This window comes from Methylacidimicrobium sp. AP8 (assembly GCF_903064525.1).
Classification (GTDB): domain Bacteria; phylum Verrucomicrobiota; class Verrucomicrobiia; order Methylacidiphilales; family Methylacidiphilaceae; genus Methylacidimicrobium.
The window spans coordinates 1,396,558-1,421,612 of record NZ_LR797830.1; the positions used below are offsets into that span (position 1 = coordinate 1,396,558).

At 65.1% G+C, this 25,055-nt stretch carries 15 protein-coding genes, 1 tRNA gene and 1 CRISPR repeat array; of the genes, 6 read left to right on the forward strand and 10 right to left on the reverse strand.

Annotation, left to right across the window (positions count from 1 at the left end; genetic code table 11):
- Positions 1-45: 45 nt before the first annotated feature.
- Positions 46-795, forward strand: a complete 750-nt coding sequence (locus tag MTHMO_RS06540; protein ID WP_202214066.1) for a hypothetical protein — start codon at positions 46-48, stop codon at positions 793-795.
- Positions 792-4,364, forward strand: a complete 3,573-nt coding sequence (locus MTHMO_RS06545) for an FtsK/SpoIIIE domain-containing protein (protein ID WP_202214067.1) — start codon at positions 792-794, stop codon at positions 4,362-4,364. Before MTHMO_RS06540 ends, MTHMO_RS06545 begins: the two co-directional genes overlap by 4 nt.
- Positions 4,365-4,541: 177 nt before the next feature.
- Here the strand turns inward: MTHMO_RS06545 and MTHMO_RS06550 are convergent, their stop codons facing one another.
- Positions 4,542-5,381 (reverse strand): SDR family NAD(P)-dependent oxidoreductase, encoded by an 840-nt coding sequence (locus MTHMO_RS06550; RefSeq protein WP_202214068.1) that lies wholly within the window; start codon positions 5,379-5,381, stop codon positions 4,542-4,544.
- A 143-nt stretch (positions 5,382-5,524) separates the two neighbouring features.
- On the opposite strand from MTHMO_RS06550, the gene MTHMO_RS06555 reads away from it, so the two are divergent.
- Both MTHMO_RS06555 and wrbA read left to right on the forward strand, forming a co-directional pair.
- Positions 5,525-6,025, forward strand: coding sequence for a MarR family winged helix-turn-helix transcriptional regulator (locus MTHMO_RS06555; RefSeq protein WP_202214069.1), 501 nt, complete (start codon positions 5,525-5,527; stop codon positions 6,023-6,025).
- Between the two features lie 16 nt (positions 6,026-6,041).
- Positions 6,042-6,659, forward strand: coding sequence for an NAD(P)H:quinone oxidoreductase (gene wrbA, locus MTHMO_RS06560; RefSeq protein WP_202214070.1), 618 nt, complete (start codon positions 6,042-6,044; stop codon positions 6,657-6,659).
- Between the two features lie 67 nt (positions 6,660-6,726).
- Here wrbA and MTHMO_RS06565 read toward each other — a convergent pair whose 3' ends face one another.
- From MTHMO_RS06565 to MTHMO_RS06580, 4 genes are all read right to left on the reverse strand, one after another.
- Positions 6,727-7,380: a M48 family metallopeptidase gene (locus MTHMO_RS06565; RefSeq protein WP_202214071.1), complete on the reverse strand. Its 654-nt coding sequence runs from the start codon at positions 7,378-7,380 to the stop codon at positions 6,727-6,729.
- Positions 7,381-7,479: 99 nt separating this feature from the next.
- The gene (locus tag MTHMO_RS06570; RefSeq protein WP_202214072.1) at positions 7,480-8,673 is read right to left on the reverse strand and encodes a serine hydrolase; all 1,194 of its coding nucleotides are present in this window, start codon (positions 8,671-8,673) and stop codon (positions 7,480-7,482) included.
- A gap of 115 nt (positions 8,674-8,788) precedes the next feature.
- The gene (locus MTHMO_RS06575; RefSeq protein ID WP_202214073.1) at positions 8,789-9,796 is read right to left on the reverse strand and encodes an NAD(P)-dependent alcohol dehydrogenase; all 1,008 of its coding nucleotides are present in this window, start codon (positions 9,794-9,796) and stop codon (positions 8,789-8,791) included.
- Between the two features lie 292 nt (positions 9,797-10,088).
- On the reverse strand, positions 10,089-11,237 hold the full coding sequence (locus MTHMO_RS06580; RefSeq protein WP_237394810.1) for an ISNCY family transposase: 1,149 nt from the start codon (positions 11,235-11,237) through the stop codon (positions 10,089-10,091).
- A 201-nt stretch (positions 11,238-11,438) separates the two neighbouring features.
- Between MTHMO_RS06580 and MTHMO_RS06585 the strand changes: the two genes are divergently transcribed.
- Entirely contained in the window at positions 11,439-13,046 is a 1,608-nt protein-coding gene (locus MTHMO_RS06585) for an inorganic phosphate transporter (RefSeq protein ID WP_202214075.1), read from the forward strand.
- 295 nt (positions 13,047-13,341) lie between these two features.
- Here MTHMO_RS06585 and MTHMO_RS06590 read toward each other — a convergent pair whose 3' ends face one another.
- Positions 13,342-14,691 (reverse strand): IS1380 family transposase, encoded by a 1,350-nt coding sequence (locus MTHMO_RS06590; protein ID WP_202214869.1) that lies wholly within the window; start codon positions 14,689-14,691, stop codon positions 13,342-13,344.
- A gap of 134 nt (positions 14,692-14,825) precedes the next feature.
- On the reverse strand, positions 14,826-15,155 hold the full coding sequence (locus MTHMO_RS06595; protein ID WP_202214076.1) for a hypothetical protein: 330 nt from the start codon (positions 15,153-15,155) through the stop codon (positions 14,826-14,828).
- Between the two features lie 249 nt (positions 15,156-15,404).
- Here MTHMO_RS06595 and MTHMO_RS06600 point away from each other — a divergent pair.
- Positions 15,405-15,487, forward strand: a tRNA-Leu gene (locus tag MTHMO_RS06600).
- A gap of 724 nt (positions 15,488-16,211) precedes the next feature.
- Positions 16,212-18,241: a CRISPR direct-repeat array (repeat unit 34 nt; unit sequence GTGTCCGTCGATCAGGCCTGCGCCGACCCGAACC).
- 320 nt (positions 18,242-18,561) lie between these two features.
- Here the strand turns inward: MTHMO_RS06600 and cas2 are convergent.
- The 3 genes from cas2 to cas12b all read right to left on the reverse strand — a co-directional run bounded on the left by cas2 (position 18,562) and on the right by cas12b (position 24,970).
- A complete protein-coding gene (cas2, locus tag MTHMO_RS06605; RefSeq protein ID WP_202214077.1) occupies positions 18,562-18,852 on the reverse strand; it encodes a CRISPR-associated endonuclease Cas2 in 291 nt (96 codons plus the stop codon).
- A gap of 16 nt (positions 18,853-18,868) precedes the next feature.
- Entirely contained in the window at positions 18,869-20,587 is a 1,719-nt protein-coding gene (gene cas1, locus MTHMO_RS06610; RefSeq protein WP_202214078.1) for a CRISPR-associated endonuclease Cas1, read from the reverse strand.
- A gap of 78 nt (positions 20,588-20,665) precedes the next feature.
- Positions 20,666-24,970: a type V CRISPR-associated protein Cas12b gene (gene cas12b, locus MTHMO_RS06615; RefSeq protein ID WP_202214079.1), complete on the reverse strand. Its 4,305-nt coding sequence runs from the start codon at positions 24,968-24,970 to the stop codon at positions 20,666-20,668.
- Between the last annotated feature and the right edge of the window lie 85 nt (positions 24,971-25,055).

Consider the following 25,055-nt stretch of genomic DNA (forward strand, 5'->3'; position numbering starts at 1 on the left):
GGCTTGCCACCCCCGGGCGGGCTGCGCTAGCGGGATTTCCATCCGATGAACCGATCCGGGAGGAAAGTATCCGGGCGGAAGCCGGTCTCCGGCTCCGACGAGCGGACGCGCATCCTGGAAGCGCTCCGGAAGGCCGGGAGCGGCGGTCTTTCCCGAAGCCGGCTCGGACCGGCCCGAAAGCGGGAGATCGACCGGATCCTCGAGGCTCTCCTCTTGGAAGGAAGGATCGTCCGGCTGGGGCCCCTTTCGCAGGCTCTCTACTTCCCGGCGGGCTCCGCCCCCACACCCGCGGCAGCCGCCGAAGCGATCGACCGGGGTGCGGCCCAATATCCCGCTCGGCTCTTCCTCGGCAAGGAGCTCGCCCGGTTCTGCCCGCGCGCGCAACGGTTCTTCTGCGAAGAAGCGATCGAGCAGCTGGTCCGGGAAGGGGTCCTCCTTCGACTGACGCGGGGCAAAAGCTTGTACTACACCCATCGGGAGGGGTGTGCGCCCGGGGTCGGGCGCGACGGGGAACCCCGCTTCGACCCCAAGAAGGTCCGGGAGGCCTACGCGGTGCTGGTCCACACCCGCGGATTCCTCGACGTCCAGATCGCCGCGCTCGCTTCCGAGGCGCGGGTTCCCCTTGCCGATCTGCACGCTTGGCTAAAGGAAGAGAGCGCCGCCGGCCGGGCGCACCTCTCCCGCGGGGATTGGTCGCTGTCCACCGAAGAGGAGCGAAAGGCGGCGATCCTCCTCGACGGCGAGCCCCATCTGCGAGTTCGGATCGATAGCCAGGCAGCGGGCGCATCCCGATGAACCCCTTTTCGGCGCAACGGATCCGTGACCCTTGGGAAGATGAGCCGGCCGTTGCCGACCTCAACGACCGTCCGCTCGAGGCCCTCCTCTCCTTTTTCGAGCAGCTGGAGCGGCAGGGCCGCTTGGAACATGCCCTTGTCGTTCTCTCTCCGGAACCCGGCTACGGGAAAACCCACCTGCTTGGCCGCCTCTTCCGGAAGCTCCAAGGAAGAGCGACCCGGATCTATCTCCAGCCCTTCGAGGCGGTCGACCGGTGCTGGGAACGGATCCTCGGCCAGATCCTCCGCGAACTGGATCGGAGCGATGCGCCCGCGCCCGACCCCGGCCGGACCCAGCTCGCCCAGCTTGCGGCGCTGGCCATCGGCCACTTGACCGCCGACCTCTTCGACCGGGGCCTTGTGTCGGAAGCCGAGCTTCCCTGCCGATGGCGGAACGGTTCGGACGAACTGCGGCGGCTGCTCCGCGCCGACCCCCTCAGCCTTTGGGAGGGGCCGGATGCGGCCTCCTGGATCGAATGGATCCGCCGGCCGACGACCTTCACCTGCCTCGACCAATGTCTGTGGAGCCGCCGTATCGAGCTCGGCTCGGTTTGCAATCCTCACTCCTGGCTCAAGGTGCTCCTGGGCTATCTCGCCCACCGGCTCGATCCCGATCGGCGACGCCTCTGCCTCGACTGGATGCGGGCGACGAGCCTCGATCCGGAAGAGGCGGCGTTTCTCGGACTTCCCCGAGCCGACATCCCCGCCGCGGACAGCGATCCCGAAGACGCCAACGAGCTCGCCAAGGAGCGGATCCTCGACTTCTGCCGGCTCGCCCGCTTCGCGCGTCCCTTTCTCTTTTGCTTCGACCAGACGGAGGCTTTCGCCCAGGACTCCCGGTGGGCCGCGCGATTCGGCTATGTCGTGGCCACGCTTGTCGACCGCGCGCCCAACCAGATGCTAGTGGTCACCGCCAATCTCGAGCCGTGGGAGAAGCGGATCCTGCCGGCGATCGAAGAAGCGTACCGCGACCGGATGCGCTACAAGGATCCCGCCCTCCACCTTTCGGGATTGAACGAGAGCCAGGCACGCCTCCTCGCGGAAAGCCGGCTCCGCCGCGCAGGGGTCGAGCCGGAAAAGGCGAAAGGCTTTCTTTCCGGTGCTTGGCTTCCGGACTTCTTCCGCTCGGCCAAGACTCGGGGCGTCCGCCGTTTCCTCATGCAAGCCGAAGAGCAGTGGGAGCGGCGCGTCAACCGATCGCGGCCCGAGCCGACCTCCCTCCGGCAATGCTACGAAGAAATCCTTACCCGCATGCGCCAGGGGCCGCCCCCGTTCGCTCCCGACACGCTCCAGTGGCTCCTGCGGGAAGCGGGGCGCTCCCTTCCGGGTTGGGAGCCCGAAGAGCCCTACCTCGGGCGCAAGAAGCATCTTTTGCTCCGGTGGCTGGGAAACGGCTGGAGCGTCGGCTTCGGCCGGGAGGCGAGCTCGAATTGGAAGCGGTGGGAGGCGATCGCCCGGGAAGCGGTCGAAGAAGCCAAGCGACCCCGCGGCTGCCGCCGCTCGATCTTCCTCCGGTCCTGGGACGACCCCCCGATCCCGGGCCCTCGATGGAAGGCGGCGGAGGCGATCCGGGAGGCTTGCGGCGGTCCGCTGCGCATCCTCGTCCTCGACCCGGAAACCTGGATCCCGCTGGCCGCCCTCTACGAGCTCCACGCAAAGGTGCTCGAGGGAGATCTCGAGTTCCCCCGGGAGGAGGCGCTCGCCTTCGCCCGGGAGCGGCTGCGGCCGTGGGCGGAGCAGCTGGTCCGGGAAACGCCCGCACAGCCCACGGACACGCGCGAATCGCGCCTCACCGTCGGCGAGCTCGTGAAATTATGCCTCCAAAACGACTCCCCTCCTCCTGCCGAGCCCGTCGAGCTCGGCACGGTCTTCCACCGGATCGTCGCGGCATTTGCCGGGGAGCTCCTCCGGACGCCGCACAGCCGCCGGACCCCGGAGGAGTATGGGAAGGCGCTGCAGGATCTGGCCGAGCCCGAGATCGCGGCGCGGCGGGCCCGGGGCGCGACCGGGGAGGCCGAACGGCTCGCGGCGGCGCTGCGCGCCTTCCACGAAAACCTCGAGAGGATCGCCGCCTCGGGCCCGGTCTCCTCCTGGGCCGATCTCTTCGAGGGGAGTGAACTCCCGGTCGCCGGCGTCTTTGCTGGCGAGGGAGGCCGCGCCGTTCGGATCGAAGGGCGCGTGGACGCCCTGCGCCGTCATCCGACGGAGGGGCGGCAGCTGGTCGACTACAAGCTTTCCGAGCCTTCCGATGCGCCGCAGGACCTCCTGCAGCTGGCGATCTACGCCGAGCTGCTCCGCCGGGATCCGACGGCCTCCCCCGTTTCCGGGGTCCTGGAATACTACGGCCCTTCCCTGACCGCGCGCACGGTCTCGGAAGGGGAGCTCCGGGCGATCTTCTCGCGCCAGATCCGTCCGGTGCTCGAAGAAAGAATCCTCCGGCAAAGCGCAAGCGGTCCGGAGAGTCCTCTGGAGCCCGGAACCGGCTCGGAGGATCCCCGGATCCGGGAGACGGCGCGCAAGCTCGAAGAGTTCTTCGCCTCCCACGGCTTCCCGCTCCGATCCGCGGGTGCGGTGCGCTCCCACCAGCTGCTTCGCTTCCGCTTCCGGTTTCCGCAGGGGATGCGGATCGAAAGGGTCCTCTCGCTCGCCCCGACCCTCCGCGTCCACCTCGGCCTCGACTGCGAGCCCTCGATCCTCGGGATCCCGGGCTTTATCGCCGTCGACCTCCCCAACCCGGAGCCGTTTTGGCTTCCGTGGGAAGAGGCCTACCGGGGCATGCCCGCAGGGCTGACGCTGCCCCTGCTGGTCGGAGAGGCCGTGGAGGGACAGATCCTGGCCCGGGACCTGGCCGATGCCAACTATCCCCACGTGCTCGTCGCGGGGACCTCCGGGAGCGGGAAGAGCATGCTGCTGATCTCCATCCTGGCGACGCTCTGCCGCGCCCTCTCCCCGGAGCACCTCGAGCTGCTCCTCATCGATCCGAAGATTCTCACCTTCGGGCCCTGGAAGGAGATCCCGCAGCTGCGCGGCCGGGGGCTGCTCACCGAGCCGGAAGAAGCGCTGGCGGCCCTCGAGGAGAGCGTCGAAGAGATGGGGCGGCGCTACCGGATCCTCGCGCGCGAAGGTTTCGACTCCCTGAGCCGGCGGATCGCCGCCGGAAAGACCGAAATCCCCTACCGGGTGATCTTCTTCGATGAATTCGCCGACTGGCTGCTCGGGGACCGGCAGACCCGGCGCCGCTTCGAGCGGAGCATCGAGCGGCTGGCCCAGAAGGGACGGGCCGCCGGCATCCACCTCATCCTGGCCACCCAGCGGCCGGAACGGCGGGTGGTCACAGGCCTCATCCACGCCAACCTCCCCGTCCACCTCTGCCTGCGGGTCTCCAGCGCGATCGACTCCCGGATGGTGCTGGGAGAGAGCGGCGCGGAAAAGCTCTTGGGCAAAGGGGATCTTTTAGGCAACCTCGGGCCGGGAGGCGCTCTCCTCCGCGCGCAGGCCCCCTTTCGGGCAGGCCCGCTCCCGGCCGCTTAACGGCCATTTCTCACAAATTTCGTAGCCGAGGGCCGCAAATGGGCTTGGGTGCGAGGCGGGCGCAGGTTTTCCACCGGAGCTGTATGAAGACATACTGCGAGGATGGAAAACCAAGCGGGAGCGAAGCAGACGAGCCCGTTTTGCAAGCCGTAGGAGAAAGCTTGTGAGAAATGGCCGTTAAGAACTCCTCCCTCCGCCGGGAGGCTCCGATCCGCCCTCGGGCGCAGCGGCGCCGATCCGCCCGCCGATGTATCCGAGCAGGGCGGTCGAGGTCGGCTGCCCCCCGTCGACGCCGATCACCTGGCCGGTGATCCACGAAGCGCGCTCCGAGCAGAGAAAGGCCACGACTTCGGCGATCCACTCCGGCTCTCCCAAGCCGCCCAGCGGGGTCGCGGCAGCGCACCAGGCGAGCAGAGGCGGCGGGAAGACCGTAGCCGCCATCTCCGTCCGGGTGGTGCCGGGAGCGACCGCGTTGACCGTGATCCCGCGGCCGCCCAGCTCGACCGCGTGGCTCCGGGTCAGCGACTCGACGGCGGCCTTGGATGCGGCGTAGACCGATCCTCCGGGAGCGGGCAGCCGTCCCGCAATGGAGCCCAGATTGATGATCCGCCCGCTCCGGCTCCGGGTCAGGCGGACGAACTCGCTCGTAGTGAAGAGGACGGCGGCCACGTTGACCGCGAGCAGGCGGCCGACGGCCTCCCCGGCAAGGTCTTCGACGGCTCCGCCGTCGCCGACGGCCGCATTGTTGACGAGGATATCCAACGCTCCGAACCGGGAGAAGGCGGCCCGGACCACGCTCCGGGCGCCTGCCTCCGTGGAAAGATCGCCGCGGACCGCGGCGGCCTCCCCGCCCCTTCGTCCAATCTCCCGGGCGATCTCTTCTGCCCGTCCGGCCGTCCGGTTCGCATGGAGGACGACCCGCGCTCCCGCCTCGGCCAGCCGGCGCGCGATCGCGGCCCCGATGCCCCGCGAGGAACCGGTGACCAGCGCAACCTTCCCCGCCAACGCATCGCTCATGCGGCGATTCTATCGCCCAATCCCCCCTTTCGGAACCTCCGAAAACCCGAGAAGCCCGGAGGAAGGAGTTCCGCAGTTCGGCTGGACACCCCGCCCGGCCTCCGGCCATATTTTAAACCCAAATCATTTGAATTTCAATTATCATGCCGACCCGATACCAAGGAACGCCTTCCGAGATCCGAGCGCTGGACTGCTTCATCAAGCTCACCCGGGCTTCGGAGACCCTGGTCGCGGCCCTCCGCGGTCCCCTGGCCCGCGCGGGGCTGACGACCGCGCAGCTCGGCGTCCTGGAAGCCCTCTACCATCTGGGCCCGATGAACGAGCGGCTGCTCGGCCGGAAGCTCCTCCGGAGCGGGGGTAACATCACGGTCGTCGTCGACAACTTGGAGCGGAGGAGCCTGGTAGGGCGCCAAAGAAACCCGAGGGACCGGCGCTCGATCACGGTCAGGCTCACCCCGGAGGGTCTCCGGTTGATCCGCCGGGTCTTTCCGGGCCACGCGGCCAGGATCACGGCGTTGCTCGCCGTGCTCAGCCCGGAGGAGCAGGCGGAGCTGGGGCGGCTCTGCCGCAAGCTCGGGCGGGGAGCGGCCGAGCAAGCAGGCACGGAATCGGCCGGGTCCGTGCCGAATCTCGAAAAGCGGTAACCAAAGAAGGGGTGTTATGGCTACGAAAGTACTCATCGTGTTCTACAGCATGTATGGACATGTCTACACGCTGGCCGAGGCGGTCGCCGCGGGGGCGCGGGAGGTGCCGGAAACGGAGGTCGCCCTCCGGCAGGTCGCCGAGCTCGTGCCGGAGGAGATCCTCGAAAAGACCGGGGCCAAGGCGGCGCGCGCGGCCTTTGCGCATGTCCCCTTCGCCCGGGTCGAAGAGCTGGCCGAGGCGGATGCGATCCTTTTCGGCACCCCGACCCGCTTCGGCAACATGGCCGCCCAGATGCGCAACTTCCTCGACCAGACGGGAAGCCTCTGGGCGCGCGGGGCGCTCGTCGGAAAAGTGGGAAGCGTCTTCACCAGCACCGCAAGCCAGCACGGCGGCCAGGAGACGACGATCACCAGCTTCCACTCCACCCTGCTCCACCATGGAATGGTGATCGTCGGGGTCCCCTACACGATCGCCGGCCTCACTAATATGGCGGAAATCACGGGGGGGACCCCGTACGGGGCTTCCACCCTGGCGGGCCCGGACGGCTCCCGGCAGCCGTCGGCCAACGAAAAGGAGATCGCCCGCTTCCAGGGACGCCACGTTGCGGAGATCGCCAAGCGGCTGCGGGGCTGAACGCCGAGCGGGGAGCGCGGGCGAGCGGGGAGCGGTGGGAGCAAGCCGGCCCGAGGGAGCGCCGCGGCTATGCGTTGAGCCGCCGCTGCCGCTCCCGCCAGTCGGGCAGGAAACGGTCGAGGATCGCCCGGAAGCGGCGGTCGTGCCGGGGGACCAGAAGATGGGCCAGCTCGTGGACCACCACGTACTCGAAGCAGTCGAACGGTTTTTTCGCCAGCTCGCTGTTGAGGCGGATCCGCCGGTCGCGGGTGTTGCAGCTCCCCCAGCGCCTCCGCATCTTCTGGACAAAGAGGCGATCGACACGGACGCCCAGGCGCGGCTCCCACTCCTCGATCAGGGCGAGGGCCGCCTCCCGGACCCGGTCCCGGTACCAGCGGGCGAGCAGAGCCTCTTTCCGCTCCCGCGGCGCCCCCGGCGGAACGTGGAGGAGGATCACCCCCGCCGAGAACTCCACCCGGGCCCAACCCGATCCCGCAACCACCCGGAGCGGATACCGCTCCCCCCAAAGCTCGTGGCCTTCCCCCTCCTCGTAGGAAAAGGGGAGCGCGGGAGGCCGCGCGCGGACCTCCGCCTGCTTCCGGCGGATCCAGTCGAGCTTGGACGACACGAAGGCCCGAAGGGCTGCGAGCGGGACCCCGCAAGGGGCCGAGAGGATCGCCCTCCCATCCGGCGGGGAGACCCGCAGGCGGAGGTTCCGGATCCGCTTGCGCAGAAGGACCACCTCGATCTCCTCGAACCGGAGCCGGGCCGGCGGCTCCCCGGCGGTCCGTACCCCGGGGAGAAAGCCCTTCCCTCCTCCCCGCGTTCCCCGACGCCCGCCTCACCCGTTCCTCCCTTTCCCCCGGGCGGCATAGACCGCGCTCTCGAAATCCAGATAGCCGCCGGAGGCGGCGGCGTCGCCGAAGGGGAGGACCTGGGTCGCCCAGTAGCCGCCGATCCCGTTCCGGCGATCGATCCAGAAGAAGGTGTTGGCAAGCCCCACCCAACTGAGGGAGACGGCCGGGCGGCCCGTCGAGAGATCTTCTCCGTCGATCAGGAAGCCCAGCCCCCAGGATTTGGACGGCCCCGGCAGATGCTCCGCGAGGCGCGGCCGGCGGGATCCCGCGCCGGGAAACGGGGGGATGTTTCCGGGCCCGATCCGGCTCTGCTCGGCCGTCCGGACCGTTGCCGGCCGGAGAACCCGACCCCGGTCGCCCATTCCGTCGTTGAGCCACATCCGGATCAGCCGCAGAAAGTCGCCGACCGTCCCGTAGAGGCCGTGGCCGCCCATCTCGACCTCCGGGTCGGCGGGCAGCGCGAAGTCGGTCGGCTGGAGCGATCCGTCCGGAGCCCGCTTGTGGAGCGCGGCCAGCCTCGCCCGCAGGGAAGGCGTCAAGGAGAAGCCGCTGCTCTCGATGCCGAGAGGCGCAAAGAGCTCGGTCCGGAAGACCTCCCCGAGCCGCCGGCCCGCGACCCTCTCGATGACTTGGCCGCACCAGTCCATGCTCGTCCCGTACTCCCACCGCTCCCCGGGGTCGAAGAGGTGCGGGGTCAGGAGGCTCGCCTTGCGTCCGGTCACGCTCGCCGGCTGGCCGCGAGCCCGGTGGAGCCGGGCGTAGACCGGGTTGAAGAACTCGTAGCCGAACCCTGCGGTATGGGTGAGGAGCATGCGGACGGTGATCGGCCGCTTCGGAGGGCGGAGGATCGGATCGCCGCCGGGAGCAAATCCCTCGATCACCGGCAGCTCCCCGATCTGCGGGGCGTACCGCGCCGCCGGCGCATCCGGATCCAGGCAGCCCTCCTCCATGAGCCGCAAGGCGGCAGTGGCCGTGAACGCCTTGGTCGTCGAATAGAAGGCGAAGACCGTGTCGGCCGTCATCGCTTCCGGACGGTCGATCCGGCGCCTCCCCGCCGCCCCTTCGTACAAGCTCCCCCCGCGATCCGTAACCATCGCGACCACGCCGGGTACGCCCGGCCGGGCGGCGACGGCCCGCTCCAGGATCGGATCGAGCGCGCATCGGAAATCGGGAGTCATCGAACCTTGCGGCGGGATTCTGGCCGCCGGGAAGAGAGCGGGCGAACAAAAACCGGGGCTTCGCCAAAGAATCCGCCGGCGCCCCGGCACCGGAGCGCCCTTCGGCAGACCCACCCTAAATCTCGAGGCAGATCTTCCCGAAATGCCTGCCGGCTTCCTGATAGCGGAAGGCGTCGGCGATCTCGGCCAGCGGGAACGTCCGGTCGACGATCGGCCGAAGGCCCGTCGCCTCCACCGCCCGCACCAGGTCGACCTGGTGGCTGCGGCTGCCGACGACGATCCCTTGGAGCCGGATCTGCCGCTGCATGAGAAGGGCCGTCCGGACCGATCCCTCGATGCCGGTCAAGACGCCGATCAGAGCGATCCGGCCGCCGACCCGGCAGGCGCGGATCGACTGGCCCAAGGTTCCCGGCCCGCCGACTTCCACCACGTGGTCGACTCCCCGCCCTCCGGTCCAGCGCAAAACCTCCTCCGCCCACCGCGGCTCCCGCCGATAGTCGATCGCCCGCTCGGCTCCGAGCGCAAGAACCCTCTCGATCTTTGCCTTGGAGGAGGAGGTCGCGATCACGCGCGCCCCCATCGCCTTGGCGATCTGCAGGGCATAGATCGAGACGCCCCCAGTGCCGAGCACGAGCACCGTATCGCCGGCCTTGAGCCGACCTTCGACCACCAGCGCCCGCCACGCGGTGAGGCCCGCCGTCGGCAGCGTCGCCGCTTCGACAAAGCTCCAGCCTGCCGGCGCGCGGGTGAACCAGGAAGCCGGAGCCCTCACCGCCTCCCGGGCGTAGCCGTCGATGCCGTCGCCGGGCACCTGCGCGAAGTCGCCGGCGACCGGCCCTCCGTCCTGCCAGAGCGGGAAAAAGCAGGAGACCACGCGATCCCCGGTCGCAAACTCCGAAACCCCGTCCCCGACGGCCTCGACAATCCCCGCACCGTCCGAGAGCGGGATGCGGTTCTCGGCAATCGGGAGCTTTCCCGTAACCACTAAATAGTCGTGGAAGTTGAGGGAGCTGGCATGGAGGCGGACACGAATCTCTCCCGGTCCCGGGGCCCCCGGGTCCTCCCGTTCGACCGTCCGCAGCCTGTCCAGCCCGCCGGGGCGTTCGAGAACCACCGCTTTCATAGGCACAGCGAGTTTCTCCCTACCCATGGCCGATTCCCGGGCCGGGCGCAAGCGCCGATGCGCCCCGCGGGAAGGCTCGGCCGACGGGCGGCGGCCGGGCCGCCGCGCCCTTTTGCCTTCGCCCCTCTGGTTTCGCCGGCATCCCTCCGCGCGGACCGACCTCGGCCTGTTGAAGACATGTCAAACTGACCGCTTTGGTAACAAGTGATCTGACCGCTCGGGGTATTGGATTGTTCTTTCCTTTGGGGTTCTTGCCCTTGCCCCGGGCCAAGGGCAAAGTTCTGCTCTTCTTTTAAGCCGCCTTGGTTTGCTGTAGCTCCAGCGGCTTGCCCTCCGAGTCGTACCAGCCGACGATCCGGTGGCCGTACCGGACGCTGAGGTTGCCGTCGAGATGCTCACAGACCCGGACGCGGCATTTGGCCAAGCCGCTGCGCCAGCTTTGGGGCAAGATCTGGAGCTTCTTCCGCCCCCAGTGGACCGTGTTGTCGTTGCCGACGATTCGGTCGTCCTGAACGCAGAGGATCCCATCCAGGTCGGCTCCTCCGGCCGGGATAAAGGCGCTCTCCTCTTCCTTGGGCTTTACGGCCAGGGTGCGGTTATGCCAGGGAAGAAACTTCTTCCGGATGTACTCGTTGGCCGCTTCCAGGGTCTGAATGCCCGCGGCCTGGATCTCCCGCGGCAACCGCCCCTGCCAGGTGCCGAAGAAGCGCTCCATCCGTCCTCGGCCCTGTGGACAGTAGCTGGGAATGTGCTCGATGCCCAACTGCGCCAGCGCCCGGCCGACCTGCGTCAACTGCTCTCGGTCTACCCCTTTTCCCGCCTCGGGCGTGTGGAAAAAATGGCTGCCCCGGTCGGTGTAGAGGCTGCAAAAAAGCCCCTCTTTCTCAATGACGCTCCGTAAGCCCGAAAGGATCGCTTTGGTCCCTTCCTCCTCGCACAAAAAGGCCTCGTAGACTTCGCTGGTCGCATCGTCCACAAAGGCGATCAGATCCGGCTGCCATCCCAACCCCGGAATCCAATCATGAGTGCTCCCGTCCACATGCAATAACATCCCCCGCATCGGCCTCCGCTCTCGCTCCAGCCGATGAACCCGCCCCCGCTTCCGCTTCGGCAGCAACCCAGCCGTCTGCAACGCACACTTGACCCAGGAATAGCTCAACTCAATCCCATGCTCCTCCCGAAGCTTCTCGTGAAAATGCCGCCCGTTCCATCCCTCGTAGCGCTCCCGATAGAGCCCAAGAACCTTCTCCACCGTCTCCATCGGCACCCTCCGCGGACTCGGCCTCCGCTTCCTCCGATCAAAAAGCCCGTCGTATCCCCAAATCCGGTACCGAGCGCGCCACCGCCGAAGGGTCCGAGGACTCCATCCCAAAATCTCCGCCGCATCCAACCAACTGATCCGCTTGGCCATCGCCCGCATGATCACCTCCTGAACTTTCATGACCCGCCATCCTTCCGCTTCGCCAAAGCCGTCCATGCCCCCATCTCATGGACACTCCAGCCCCCAATACCCAAGCGGTCACTTCATCTGTCCTCGCGGCGGTCACTTCACTTGCTTACGACAGCGGACCGACCTCGGCCTTGACCAAGCCGCACATCGTGATAGGCTGAGCCCGAACGCACTGCGCGCTCCGGGGGGTGGATGGCTCAGCTTTCGACGCAATACGATCCCCTGCCCAAGCCGACGAATCGGACGATCCCCTGCGGAGGAAAGGGGGGCTTCGCCCTGTTCGGCTTCGCGGTCCTCCTCGGAATTCTCTACACGGCGGTCCACTTTTTCCGGGACCTCTCCGGCTCCCGGCCTCTGGCCTTCCTGCCGTTCGTCCTGCTGGCGGTGGCCCTGCTCACCGCTCTCTTGTTCGAGTTCGTCAACGGCTTCCACGACACGGCCAATGCGGTGGCGACCGTCATCTACACCCGCACCCTCCGCCCCGGGACCGCCGTCATCTGGTCGGGGAGCTGGAACCTGCTCGGAGTCCTCGCCTCTTCGGGAGCCGTCGCATTCAACATCGTCGCTCTCCTGCCCCCCGAGCTCGTCCTCCACGTCAGCAGCCAGACCGGATTCGCCATGATCTTCGCCCTGCTCTCCTCGGCGATCCTCTGGAACCTCGGGACTTGGTACCTCGGGCTTCCCTCTTCGAGCTCGCATACGCTGATCGGCTCGGTGATCGGCGTAGGGCTGGCCAGCCGGCTCTTCTCGGGCCGCGGGAGCCTGTCGGGCATCGACTGGGCGCAGGCGGTCAACGTGGGGAAGGCGCTATTGCTCTCGCCGTTGATCGGATTCGGCATCGCCTGGCTTCTTCTCGTCGCCGCCAAGGCGCTGGTTCGCGACCCGCGGCTCTACCGCCCGCCGCAAGGCGACGAGCCGCCTCCTCTCTGGATCCGCTCCCTCCTGCTCTTGACCTGCACCGGAGTCAGCTTCGCGCACGGCTCCAACGACGGGCAGAAAGGCATGGGGCTCATCATGCTCATCTTGATAGGAGTCGTCCCCACCGTCTATGCCCTTAACCATGCCATTCCGGAACATGAGACCAGGCAGATGCTGACCCAGACCGAGGAATGCATCCGGATCCTCGACCGCTACGCGCCGCCCGCAGCCGTTTCCGAACCGGATCCCGCGAACCGAGCGAGGGCCTTTATCCGGAGCCGGAAGCTCGAGCCGGAGACCATCCCCGCGATCCGGCAGCTTCTCCGCGATGTTGCCGTCCAGCTCCGCTCCTCCAAGTCGTTTGCGGAAGTGCCCGCCGGCCAGGTCGCCAACATCCGGAACAAGCTTTTCGTCCTGGACCAGTCGCTGCATGCGCTCACGACATCGCGCCAGGTCGGCCTGGGCGTCGGCGACCGGGAGGCTCTGACGGCCTATTGCCAAAGGATGAGTCGAGCCATCCAGTTCATCCCGCCCTGGGTCAAGGTGGCGGTCGCCCTCGCCCTTGGCCTAGGCACGATGGTGGGCTGGAAACGGATCGTTGTCACGGTGGGGGAGAAGATCGGAAAGGAGCACCTCACCTACGCCCAAGGAGCCGCCGCCGAGGTGACGGCGATGAGCACGATCGGTTTTGCCGACCTCTTCGGCCTCCCTGTGAGCACGACTCACGTCCTCTCCTCGGGGGTAGCGGGAACGATGACCGCCAACGGCTCCGGGCTCCAGTGGGGCACCGTCAGAAGCTTGGCGGCGGCCTGGCTTCTCACCCTGCCGGCATCGATCCTGCTTTCCGGTCTGCTCTTCAGCCTCCTGCGCTGGTGGGGCTGAACCCGAAAGGGGGATCCGCCCGGGCGGGCGTTCCCCCTTTCGCGTCCGGGCGGGAAACACCGGGCTTAGCCCCCATTTCTCACCAGTACGAGCTTTCGGGCGAGAGAGGTGCCGATCGAGTCGCTTGCGAGCAGTTCCGGCCGCGCAGAGCTCTTCGTGAGGCAGGATCGAGCAAGATTTTCATTCGATTTGCCTTAACGCGAGCGCTGCAAAGCGCAAAAAGCCGGTTGTGGAGCAAGGCTCCGCCCGATCGTAGGCTTTGCGGAAGGAGAAGAGGTGGGGTTTTGATACCTGCTCAACAACGCAGCACTCGGAAGACGTGGGTAAAGAGGCTCTTCCAAGGATAGGCGCTGCTCATCGAGAGGAAGACGCGGCGGACGCTGACTCGGACCAGCGTGCCGATCTTAAAGAGCTTGAGCCGGAGGGTGTCGACCTGGGCCTCGGCCCAGTCCGTTCCTCGCAGAGCCAGCCGTCGCAGCGCTTCGACCAGGGTGTAAGCGAGAGCCGAGAAGTAGAGGCGAAGTTGGTTGCTGGCCATTTGCGCGGTCGAGAGCCGGTCGGCAAAGAGGTGGAGTTGTTCCTTGATCCGATTCTCCATGTCGCCACGAGCACAGTAGAGCTTCTCGTAAAGGTTTTGGGCGGGCCACTCCTCGGTGGAGAGAGAGGTCACGACAAAGCGCGGATTCTCCCCTCTTTCCAGGCACTCGGCTTTGGCGACCACCCGGCGCTCCCTCGACCAGCTGCTCAAGGTGCGGTAGGCAAACTCGGTAAAGAAGCGGGCCGGCTTGCCGCTCGACTCGTGCAGACGACGGGCTTGCTCCATCGACCCCTGAATGGTCCGGCACAAGCGCTCGTTGCGGGCCAAGCCGAAGAGGTAGTCGACTTGATGGGCTTCGCACCAAGCCATGATCTCTTCCCGGCAGAAGCCCGAATCGGCCCGGAGCACGATCCGGACTCCGGGCCAACGGGTACGGAGTTGTTCCACGATCCGGCTCACCTCCGTAAGGGAGCCCGCCGACGCATCCTGGTTCGATGGCCGAAGCCGGACGCCAAGGAGTTGATCGCCAGCAAAGATGTAGAGCGGCAAATAGCAGTAGGAGTCGTAGTAACCATGGAAGAAGCGCTCCGGCTGATGTCCGTAAAGGGGGATGTCGGTCGCATCCAGATCGAGCACCACCTCCTCAGGGGGCTGGGGATGCGATTGGAGGTAGAGATCGACCAGAAGACGGTCGATCGCTTCGGCCGAGTAGTCGATCTTTTGGTAGCGCTCGCTTCGACCCACCAGTTCCAGCCGGTTGAGCGTGCTCTTGCCCGCCAGATCCTCTTCCAGATCGCTTTTCCCGCTCAGGAGAGCAACCAACGGATCGGTCCGCAACTGCTCATGGTCGTTGAGGTCTTCGTAGCCCATCGCAATCCCGAAAATGCGCTGGGCAAGCATCTCCCGTACCCGATGCACAATGCGTTTCGGATGGCGTCGATCCACGAAGCAACCCTCTAACCGTCTTAACAAACCGATCTTCCGATCCGCTTCCCGCAACAGAATTGCGCCCCCATCGCTGGAGATCCGACCCGCGGTAAATCCCGCTTCCACCCGTCGCGAAAAATGATCTGTAAACGCAAAAGTCTCTTGGCTACACTCTGTCAGGGAAGGCCGTTTCTTTTTCCTGGTTGTAGTAACGTCTTCTTAACGCACTTATACCAGGGAAAGACGGCCTTTCCTATGCCCTTTTGCCGGATTTTTTGCCTTCCGCTATGCCTGCCATTGGTGAGAAATCGGGGTTAGAGGCCCAAGTCTTTTTCCGCCTTCCTCAGAGAGCTCCTCTCCTTCTTGCCCTTGTTGTGGAGATGCTTCTTGGCGTTCTTCTCTTCCTTCCTGGCGGCGTGCTCCGACTTCTTCTCCTGTTTCTTGACGTCGTTTTGCGCCTTCTTCTCCTCCCCCTTCCCTTCGTTTTCCGCCTTCTTTTCCTCTTTCCGGGCCTGGCTTTCGGCCTGCTGCTCGAGTCCGGACGCCGAGGGCATTCCCTGCGCCCACGCCCTTCCCGAGATCCCGCACCCGAGACCCAGCAACGCGCCACCGATCACGAACCGCGACAGTACGTTCGCTTTCATTCTGCTCCTGCCGCTCCGGAAGGGTTGATTCTCGGATTCTTCTCCCGAAGAACCCGCTGCTCGGCACCTCGCCCTCCTCGGCGGAAGCGCTTTCCCGGAACGGCTTTCCTTCGTATGAACTCTGTCCTACCCGTTGTCAAACCATCCCCCGTTCCGCTCCTTCCTTGACGAAGGGGAGAGAAACCTGTTTGCTTGATAGCCTATCCTTGGTTCGGGCCGGTTCTGCGCGGAATCGGCCGGCGGAAGCAAGCCGGCGTGGCGGAATGGCAGACGCGCCAGACTCAAAATCTGGTCTCGGCAACGGGGTGTGGGTTCGAGTCCCTCCGCCGGCACCCCTGGAACTGGGCAGGTTCTCCCTGGGGGCCTTTCCCTTCCCTCACACCCGCTGAACGCACGTTCAGGCAAGGAAGAACAACTCCATGAACCGTTAAGCGGGTTTTGTAGGGGTCTCCCGGATTAACCGGGTTTCCAGCAGAATTCCGATTCCATTTTTCCTCTGGTAATCTCGATAGATTCCTTAGATCCTTCCCGAACTGGCGCGTCGCTTCCCTTCCCTGCGCCAACCGGCGCATAGGAACTCCGGGAAAACGACCAAGCACAAAGAGGAATCTCGGCCGGAAATCGAGGAGTTCCCGGCCGTGATGACCAAGCGGATGCACGCGGAAATCCTCCGCGTCTCGATCGGAACGATCGACAACTGGACGGCGGGAGGCTCCTCAGAGCTTTCCGGCCGACGCGGCGCCCGGTTCATCTACCCCCGCTCTTCCTGTCCTTGCTCGGAGCCGAAAAACAAGACCCAGGTTCTGAATGGCCGCCGATACAACCCGGGGCCCTTTTTCCGCCGACGCGAAGGACATTTACCTGGTCGATGACGCCTTAGCTCTTGGACCGTACCCGCATGAGCGGATGGCGCCGCGAGAACCTGGGCCGACATTACGCTGAACAGATCGTTTGCATCACGCAACCGGAGGGAAGACTACATCCGCCCTCCGGTATTTGGCACAGAACTCCACAGCCGGAAGCCGATAGGCCTGGCACAAACTGACCTCATGCGATGTGCCAATCGATCAGGCCTGCGCCGACCCGAACCGCCTCGATCCGCAGATTCATACGCATTTGGTTGTGGGTGTCCGTCGATCAGGCCTGCGCCGACCCGAACCGCGGGTCATCGCCGCGCTCAAGTCGGCAGCCCTGCTGTGTCCGTCGATCAGGCCTGCGCCGACCCGAACCGCGGCCACCGGTGACCGGCTTCACCCTGGCCTGCAGGTGTGTCCGTCGATCAGGCCTGCGCCGACCCGAACCGCAAACGCTGCTGGTCAAAGACTTAAGCGCCTTTATGTGTCCGTCGATCAGGCCTGCGCCGACCCGAACCGCGCAAGCAGTCCACCGACGGCTCCTGGCGCTCACGACGTGTCCGTCGATCAGGCCTGCGCCGACCCGAACCGCACACCTGGGCCGAGAGGCCATTGGGCGCATCGACGTGTCCGTCGATCAGGCCTGCGCCGACCCGAACCGCGGGTCATTGCCGCGCTCAAGTCGGCAGCCCTGCTGTGTCCGTCGATCAGGCCTGCGCCGACCCGAACCGCCGAAGAGACGAAGGAGAAGGAATGTGTCCAGCAAGCGTGTCCGTCGATCAGGCCTGCGCCGACCCGAACCGCCACGTGCCGTCCCTAACCGGATATTGCCATATGCGGTGTCCGTCGATCAGGCCTGCGCCGACCCGAACCACAGCCTGTACGCCTGCGGGTTTGAGAAAGCGTTTGTAGTGTCCGTCGATCAGGCCTGCGCCGACCCGAACCGCTGGTGAGCTTCCGCGCGAATCGCTCGCGGGGCCGATGTGTCCGTCGATCAGGCCTGCGCCGACCCGAACCGCCCGCGCGCCCGTGATTTCCACGTGCCAGCCGCCGAAGTGTCCGTCGATCAGGCCTGCGCCGACCCGAACCGCACCCGCCCCCAAGACAGAAGAACCGCCCACGAAACGGTGTCCGTCGATCAGGCCTGCGCCGACCCGAACCGCGCGATGTCCCTGTACGCGATGGTCCCGCACATGTGTGTCCGTCGATCAGGCCTGCGCCGACCCGAACCGCGTATCGGACGACGAGATGCATACCGCCCGACCCTCGTGTCCGTCGATCAGGCCTGCGCCGACCCGAACCGCAGACGGTCTGACTATCGGGCGGTACCTCGTCAACTGGGGTGTCCGTCGATCAGGCCTGCGCCGACCCGAACCGCATCCTACGGGGAAACCGCTTAGAGGTCCTCTCGAGTGTCCGTCGATCAGGCCTGCGCCGACCCGAACCGCTCCCGGCGTACCGTCCGGCCCTCGATACAATACCGAGTGTCCGTCGATCAGGCCTGCGCCGACCCGAACCGCACGGAACCTGCGGCGGAATATACCACGGGCACGAGTGTCCGTCGATCAGGCCTGCGCCGACCCGAACCGCCTGGAGCGATCGGAATAACATTGAGAAGCTCCCAGTGTCCGTCGATCAGGCCTGCGCCGACCCGAACCGCCCCGGCGTACCGTCCGGCCCTCGATACAGTACCGAGTGTCCGTCGATCAGGCCTGCGCCGACCCGAACCGCTAAAGGCTGAACAAGAACGCGCGCAAAAGTGGTATGTGTCCGTCGATCAGGCCTGCGCCGACCCGAACCGCTCGTCACGTTCTTCATCTTACTTCGTCTCCGTCCAGTGTCCGTCGATCAGGCCTGCGCCGACCCGAACCGCCCGCAGGGACCTGTATAAACGCCCCGCTGCTGGAAAGTGTCCGTCGATCAGGCCTGCGCCGACCCGAACCGCGGACTCCATAAGGCGCAGTTGATCCGAGATTATCTCGTGTCCGTCGATCAGGCCTGCGCCGACCCGAACCGCGCGACGGGGAAATGGTAAGGAATCATGAATACAGGTGTCCGTCGATCAGGCCTGCGCCGACCCGAACCGCGCTGGTAGCGCGGTTTCAAAACATCGTTCCGTTCAAGGTGTCCGTCGATCAGGCCTGCGCCGACCCGAACCGCACCAGGTCGGGCGCGTCGATGACCCCCGTCAGCCTAGTGTCCGTCGATCAGGCCTGCGCCGACCCGAACCGCCGCCGCTTTGTAAGCATTTGCAATACAACCGCTCCTAGGACAGATGCGAGTGCGGATCTTCGCGGCGCACCTGTCTCGTTTGACGTTGCTCTTCCGGAAACAACATGTTTCTCATAGTCAGCGCGTTGTAAGGATGCGAGCATCTCTTGGGGCCCTCTCCGCCACCTCCACGCTCGCCTCCCGATTTCAAAGAACTTGCGCGGTTCGGCGCAAAACTGATCGACGCCAGGTGCTATACCCATCGAAGGGAGAGACACGTACCTGGCGTTCCGGCCCCCTCTAGGGGCCAAACTCCATCTTTACACAGATCCGCCCCGCTGTCAAACAACTACCACACCACCATACTGCTCCGGGAGCGAGTGTCCGATCACCGTCGCCGCCTTCCGTGCCTCTTGCTCGCTTGCCCCGAGGTCCAAGATCACCGCCTGATCTTCGCTCAGATTCATCTGCTCCTCGAGCTCCGACTGCAGTCGGACACGATCGATGTCCTGCAGGACGCAAAAGAACACCGAGAGCTGCCAAGCTTCGCCATATCCTTTGAGAACCTTATGGACGCGCCGCAGACGCTTTGGATCCCGAATGTCATAACAGACTAGGTAGCAGCGACGCATCGATTCCTCAGCACCGTCAGCGAGTGGTCAAGAAAGCCGGAGTCGGAATCTCCCCGACGAACCAAGCGGCTATCATTCGCGCGTGAAGGACGATCATCCGCCGATAGCTGAGGCGATACTCGAACACCGGATGAGTAACCTCCGTGTCCATCCTGCGTCCGTATGCATCAAAAAAAGCTCTGCGCCCCGCGTCTGTAAAAGAGCAACCGGCTGCCGTGCGCAGGAAGTGTCCCTCCGTCAACTCCCTTCGGTTGAAAGCCGCGATAGCCACGGAGTCGGCGATCAAGGGCCGGAACGGCTCCATCACGTCCAGGGCAAGAGCGGGTCGGCCCGGCTTTGAGGTGTGAAAGCCACCAATCGATGGCTCGAGTCGAGCAACCCGAAGCGCCGCGACACACTCATGCGTGAGCATCGCGTAGCCCATCGAGAGGCAGGCGTTTATCGGGTCGGGTGGCGGGCGGCGTCGCCGCCCGTTTGCTTGGAAGTCGGTCGCAAGCGGCGTTTTTAGCATCCCCGCGAAATGGGCAAAGTAGATAGCGGCCGCCTGCCCTTCATGCCCGCGGAGCGCATCGAGAGAGCCGGCGGAGGACGCGCCCTCGGCTTCTCGCAGCAAGCCCATCGAAACGGTCGACGGCAGTGAAGAATGGTTCCGCATGAGCAGCGTTCGCTGGTTCAGGATCTTGGCAGCCACAAGCGAGCGCGAGAGATCGAGGCAGGCATCCGGCCGGTCGAGCTTTCGAATCTGCGCCCGCCGAACCTCGGCGCTAACGGAGTCGAGCGGGTCGATCATCGCGACCATCCGACCCGCAGCGGAGAGAAAGGCAACCGGGATTCCCCGGTCGGCCAAAACATGGACCGCCTGGGTGCTCATCTGCACCGAACCGAGTAGAGAGAGACTCTCGACATTCGCCAGAGGGAGGGTCTTGATCGTTACGCCGTTCTTGTCCGTGACCGTCAGCGTCATCCCATTCACGCCGATCTTCGTACCCTTTTGCTGGGCAACGACCTGAATGCCTTCATGGCGCGGCGGCCAGATTTTCCTCGGCGGCAGCTTCTCCGGCACGGCCGGCAAACGTTGGTGATTCACCTCATCCGGCAGGCAGATGGGTTGCAGGGAACATCGGAGGCAACGCGGGTCGTTCACCAGAGGCAGGGGCCTTGGCCCCCTAGCGCACTCCTTCGCCGCCTCCAGGACTGCCAGGGCCTCAGCCTTGAGATTCGCGTCAACGGCCAGCTTCAGACGAAGCTTCTCCTCTGCGTAGTAGAGGACAGCCTCCGAAACCCTGTAGCCGTTTTCCTCAAGAAGCACAGCCTGGAGTCCGACTTGAATCCGATCGGTCGGCCAAGCCTCCTTGACCGAAAGAGGAGGATTGTCGGCCTCTCCTGGATCGTCCGGCGGCGGGGCCATGGTCGTCCGCTTCGGCCGGCCTTTGCGGTATTCAACAGGAACGGCAACCTCTCCTGCGATCTCTGCGATGTCCAGCGTCGCGGTAAAGCCGAGCTTCAAGCTTGTGAGGGCAAGGCTTCGCACCACTCGGGGCCGATCGGGGTCGGCGGTCGACCCGTCCTGATCGTCCCGTGCCGCGCTGGGCTTATCCACCCTGCGATGAAGCGCGACGCCCTTCTCGGTGTCGCTGCTCGGCAGGAAGACGCCCTCGACCTGCATGTAGTAAAAAAGGCGCGGGCAATAAGCATATTCGGCGACGTTTCGCGCCGACCAAAGGCTCTCGTCCACAACGCCGCTCCGCTTCTCCGTCGCTTATCGGCGTCCTCCCCGAAAGGGGGGCGCATCCTCCTTACGAACAACTGCAAATCAACTATCGAGACCGTAACTCCGTAGGAGCAACCGGACCACCCGCGACTGAACAGCGTTCCAGTATGCCCGGGTAGGCCTCCAGATACCCTTATCCAAGCCATCGGCTGAAGGATCCCGCCAGAGGTTCTCGACTTCTCGAGTGCCCGTGCGGCCTTTATCGGCGGGCGGAGAGGAAGCGCCGCCGTCGACCGGAAGCTTCCTCTGTATGCCCGCAAAAGCCGCAGATCCCTTGATCTTATCCATTATAGGCTCCGACGTGCCGCCCCTACAGGGCACATACCACCATCGCCCGGCCCAATCCGGGTCAAGCAACGCCCGAAGGCCGATGTTGGCGGCAGCATTCAAGTCGGCCTGGAGCGCTGGTTCGGAGACGCCGGCGAGATCCGCGTCCTGCGGGGGCGCTGCGAGGAAGAGATCGCCGCCTTGTTGAGGAACGAGCACGGTGGATGGGAAGAGGAAGAGCTTTTGATCCGCTGCAAGCTTCTTCAGCCGATCGGCAAGTTTGATAAGGAAACGGTCCCTGGGATCAATTCCGTTCTTGGCCAGCCTCTTCCGCGCCGCCTCGACCTCCCGCTGCCACCGGCGGGCATGGAGAAATTGGTCCGCGGAAACCCCAACGCATCGCATTCCAGGGAGTCCGGTGCGGCTACACTGACGGCTTGTGTAGTTAGCGGGAACCTCCAGGAAACAAAGGCCGTAAAGCTGGCATTCCTCGGAAAGGTACTTCTGCACTTTGGCGCTGGACCATTCCATCAGGAGACGGTTCTCCCGCCGCAGGCGCAGGTCATCGGGACGGTAATGCCGGAGCGACTCGACGACGACCGCATGACAGGGGGCATCCACCGGATTGCGCGGGCGTTCCGGCAGACGGGGACGTTTTGCCGCGCAGCCTCGCTTCGGGATCTTGATGCGTCCCGCACCCAGCGCGGCCTCGACAATTCGGCTGGCCAATTGCTTAACCCTTTGTTCGCGGAGGCGGTCGCGCACATCCAGCAGGCGTCGATGGAAATTTGCGAGGGCATCGTCGCCCTTCTCCGGAATGTTCTTGCGCAAGTTCTGCGGCTCGGGCCGCATCTTGAAGGCCTTGAGGATCTCATAGAGTTCCGAGATCCTGTTGATGCGGGTGAGCGAAAGCCCGCCGACATATCGGGCGGCGGCGCGCGCCTCCTTCTTGCGTTTCAGACAGCGCGGGGCGATCCATCGCTTCAGCTCCTTGAGCCGGTCGACCCATTCCGCGTCATCCTTCTTCCAGCGATCAGACCAGGATCTGGACCAGTCAGCGAGATCGGTGCTGGCCAATCGTTCCGCATACGGTTTGAAAGCGTCCTCCAGTTGTTTCCGCAGCCCTCGCCGTGCCGCCGGACTTGCGTCCTTTTCTTCCGGGATCGGCACCTCCGATAATCCTCGCTTCTGCCACTCGTGGGCCGCCCACTGATCCTTCCAGCCCTTGGCTGTGAACAGGTCGTGCCAAAGGATGAGGGTTTGCGTAAGGAGTTCAACACGACCAGCCTGGTCGAGCTTCTCCGTGGCCCCGCCCGGCAGAAGCTTCTCGGTCGAGGCGAGGTTGAAGGCGATGCGCGCCCTATCGGCATGGCGGCGCAAAGCTTGCCTGAATGTCCTGACCGCTTCGGACATCAGCTCGTCGACCCGATGAGGCAGGGCGTCCTGCGGATCGGTGCGGTCACGGCCAAGGTCCTGTTCCCATCGAAGGACCTTGTCCGTTTCCTGGCGAGCCGCCCAACGGGCGGGTTCCTCCTCCCCTTGCAGCTTGAGTAAAAATTGCCGCTGCAAACGGGCCCAGGGGGCTGGATGCTCGGATCCATCAGGGAGCTTATCGGGTCCGATGCGGCGGTAGACGTGCGTCCTGGGTTTGCCGTCGCTTCCGGTCTGTTTGACATGGAGGTACATATCGTCAGCACCGGTTCCCCTGGCGCCGAGCCTGCGGATCTGCTCCGCAAACGCATCGGGCGAAAGGGCTTCCCATACGGCACAGGCGGCGGCGAACCGATGGCCGAGATCCACCGCCAGAAGGCGAAGTCCCGGGAGCCGCGAAAGCATCAGCTTGGCGAGCTGCTTGCGGCCCTTGTTTGCGGCGGCGTTGGGGTCACACTTTCCTCTCGGGTTCAGGGCAAACCCGAGGGACCGCGCATACGAGATGAACGGTCCCTTCGGAAGCAACCGCGCCGAGAACGAGAGGAACCAGGGCAGACGGCTTCGCGCGGCTTGAGCGCGCTCTCTATCGCCCTTTTCCTCGAGCTTGGCAATCCGTTCCAAGCCCGCGCGCGGCGCTTGCAACCGCCCATTCCAGTCTTTCTCCTGGAAGACGTTCATGACGACCACCGGGCCGACCGCTTTCGATGCCGCCTTCCCCAGCCGATCCGCGCGCGACACCTTCGGAGCGTTTGCGTCAGGCTCGTGGTTGAGCCCTAGATCCGCCGCGAAACGCTTGGAGGACCAGCGCAGATCCACGTCGTCCGCACTTCTTCCGTCCCACAGGCGCATCTGGAGGCCATGGAGGTTCGGATGGCCGCCCTTCTTCCGCCTAGCGGCCCTGCCTTCCTGCTCCGCCTGGCGTGTTTCCTCCTTGCGGTTTTCATGGATGGCAAATTTGATCCTCCACCGGGACTTCCCGAATTCGCAGAAGACCGGATGTCGGAGAGCGTCGGGATGTCGATACGCCGGCACCCTGAATCGCTTCCGGTCGTGCTCCGCCGTGCTGCCCTCCACGTAATCCACTAGGATCGATGGATCGGGCTTCCCGTCGCGCCCGCGCCACACACAGGAGGCTTCGTCCGCTGCAAGATCCTCGAAGAGTTGGATGTCGCCGAACTTTTCCCCCTTCAGCTCATCCTGCATCTGCCGAGCGGCGATGATCCGCTCCTCCTCCGTGCCGCTGCGCGTCCCCGCCCATGCTTTGACGACAGGCTCCCAGCCCGCGATCGCCCGCCTTCGAATTCGGTAGCCGGAGTCGACGCCCGCTCCGGTCGCCGCCGCTCGGTCGGCACAGTACCGATCGAGCCACGCCTTTGCTTGCGGTGCTCGATCCTGCAATCGTACGAGAATTCTGGCGGCCTTTTCAAACTCCCGTCGCCGTTGTTCGGCTTTTTTGATCCACGAATGCGCCGCCGACACCCGCCGGGCGGCGTGATCGAGCATGACCGAGTACTCATCGGTGTGATCGCGATCGGTCCGGAAAGGCATCCCGCAGCATTCCTCAACCCATTGGCGCAGATCCTGCATCCATTGCGGCTTTCCGAGCCCTGCCGACTTCCCCTCCTTCTTTCCGGCTTCTTCGCAAAGCGTCTTCTGCATCCTCTCGATGTCGGTCCGACTCGGATGTTCCGGTAGGCTCTTGATGGCGATGTACCCCTTGGAAGGCCGACCCGTAGACCAGCCGATGCCTCTAACTAGACCGTCGAAATCCACGGTTGTTCCGCAGACCAATTTCGCCATCTCCTCGACCAGTTCGGCTTTGGGACGGCTGCCGAACCGGCTCAGATCGGCCTTCGCCAACAGGCGCAGGTGCCGGCCGATCTTTCCGCAGTCGCTTTTTCTTCCTGCTCCGAAATTGGTGCTGATCCACCGGCGAGCGCGGACACTAAATTCCGTTTCCTCACCGAATACAGCGGCGTCGTCGGATTCGTCGCCGACAGAGAGAGACGGGGTCTCCCTATCTTGATCTTGGACGGGTAGGGTGAGGTACTCTGCTTCCGGCCCGAAGAAGTCCATAATGGTGGACTGAGCGTAATGCCGATCCAGGCCTGCCAGTTCTTTGCTCCGTTTATCGAAGACCTCGCTCCGATTGACCCAGACCGCACCCTCTCGGAGGCGCGCTCCGAGGGACGGCTTGCAATCGCGCAACCACTCTTCGATCTCGTCCTTCGGGACACCCCGCTTTTCCAGAATTGTGCGGAGCGCTTTTTCGACCGCTTGCGCCCGCCGGTTGTCCTCTTCGGTTGCTCTGGCGACTATGTTGGGCGCCCCTCGCTCATCCTCGACGGTCAGCCACGATAGCGCCAGCAAGATCCGCCTGTTGCTCCGCTCCCGGTCTGTGGGTCGCCGCGCCGGCCTCCCCCCCTTCCCCGGCACATCAATATCGATGAGCGTATGGCAGAGACCTCCGCGGAGCGTCAGGAGCCACTCGCCGAACGCCTTGGCTCCCTTGTTGACCGCTTCGTGAGTCTTCCAGAGCCGGTCACGCCAGTCATCGCAAACGCTCCTATGACACGAAGGGCTCTCCGCGGCCCCGCGGCCGAGCCGAAGGGTGTAAGCCCGCTGGACCGGCGGTATGTCCTGCTTCATCTAGCCTGCTCCGCAGTTCCAGCGGCGGTCTTTTCCCTCCACCCTTCGGCTATCTCTTCCCCCAAAAGGAGCGCTCCACCTGCAC